This is a genomic window from Limnohabitans sp. (assembly GCF_040401495.1).
GTDB lineage: Bacteria > Pseudomonadota > Gammaproteobacteria > Burkholderiales > Burkholderiaceae_C > Limnohabitans.
In genome coordinates this window covers 1-1,109 of the sequence record NZ_JBBAOI010000071.1, presented here as the reverse complement: position 1 = coordinate 1,109, position 1,109 = coordinate 1, and the positions used below count along the sequence as shown (strand labels likewise).

At 49.7% G+C, this 1,109-nt stretch carries 2 protein-coding genes; both read left to right on the top strand.

Going from position 1 to position 1,109, the window contains the following annotated elements; genetic code table 11:
* On the top strand, positions 1 to 623 hold a 623-nt coding region (locus AC9UEO_RS13730), incomplete at its 5' end, for a TRAP transporter large permease (protein WP_509534671.1).
* An 8-nt stretch (positions 624 to 631) separates the two neighbouring features.
* Positions 632 to 1,109, top strand: a 478-nt coding sequence (locus tag AC9UEO_RS13725; RefSeq protein WP_509534668.1) for a Rossmann-fold NAD(P)-binding domain-containing protein, incomplete at its 3' end; no start/stop codon positions are given.

Below are 1,109 nucleotides of genomic sequence, written 5' to 3'. Positions count from 1 at the left end.
GGGGCTTGGTCACCATCGTCATCATCATGGGTGGAATTTTGTCCGGTGTGTTTACACCGACTGAATCTGCAGCGGTTGCGTGCGTTTACGCCTTCTTGGTCACTTTCTTGGTTTATCGTGATTACCATTGGAGCGAATTGCCTCGCATGGTGCATCGTGTTGTGAAAACGGTGTCGATGGTGATGATGTTGATTGGTTTTTCCGTAGCGTTTGGTTACATGATGACCTTGATGCAAATTCCTGCCAAGATCACGTACTTCTTTTTGAATATTTCCGATAACAAGTACGCATTCCTTTTTATGGTCAATATCTTGTTGTTGGTGCTGGGCACCTTTATGGACTTGGCCCCAATGCTGTTGATCTGTACGCCTATTTTTATGCCCATCATCGCTAAGTTGGGCATTCACCCCGTGCACTTCGGAATGGTCATGATTTTGAATTTAGGCATTGGCTTGATCACACCACCCGTTGGCCCTACATTGTTTGTAGGTTGCGCGGTGGGTAAGGTCACGATGGAGCAAGTCTCTAAAGAACTTTGGCCGTTTTATGGCGCGATGTGTATGGCCTTGCTCTTGGTAACTTATGTGCCGGCGCTTTCTTTGTGGTTGCCGGGCCTGTTGTAGACGCATGCATGCAAACGGTATTTATTACCCACCCGACGCATAAATTTGATACCAATTTCGGTCAAACTGCGCTAGCGCAATTACAAAAAATTGCGCGGGTGCGGTGCAATCCCACGCAAGACGATTTAGAGGGTGAGGCCCTCTTGCAGCTCATACAAGGTTGTGCGGTTGTTATTGCTTACCGCCAAACTCCGTTTGACCGTCAGGTATTGGCGGCTATGCAAAAAGTGGTTGCAGTAGTTCGGTGTGCGGTGGATATTCGCACCATCGACGTAGATGCGGCCAGTGCACAAGGTATTTTGGTGACCCAAGCCAGCCCTGGTTTTGGTCCTGCTGTTGCCGAGTGGGTTTTAGGTGCGATGGTTGATTTGGCGCGTGGCATCAGCCAAGCCCGAGCGATCTACCAATCAGGTGAATTTCCTATTGCGCCTATGGGTCGCCAATTGCGCGGGGCGCATCTCGGCGTCGTCGGCTATGGACATATTG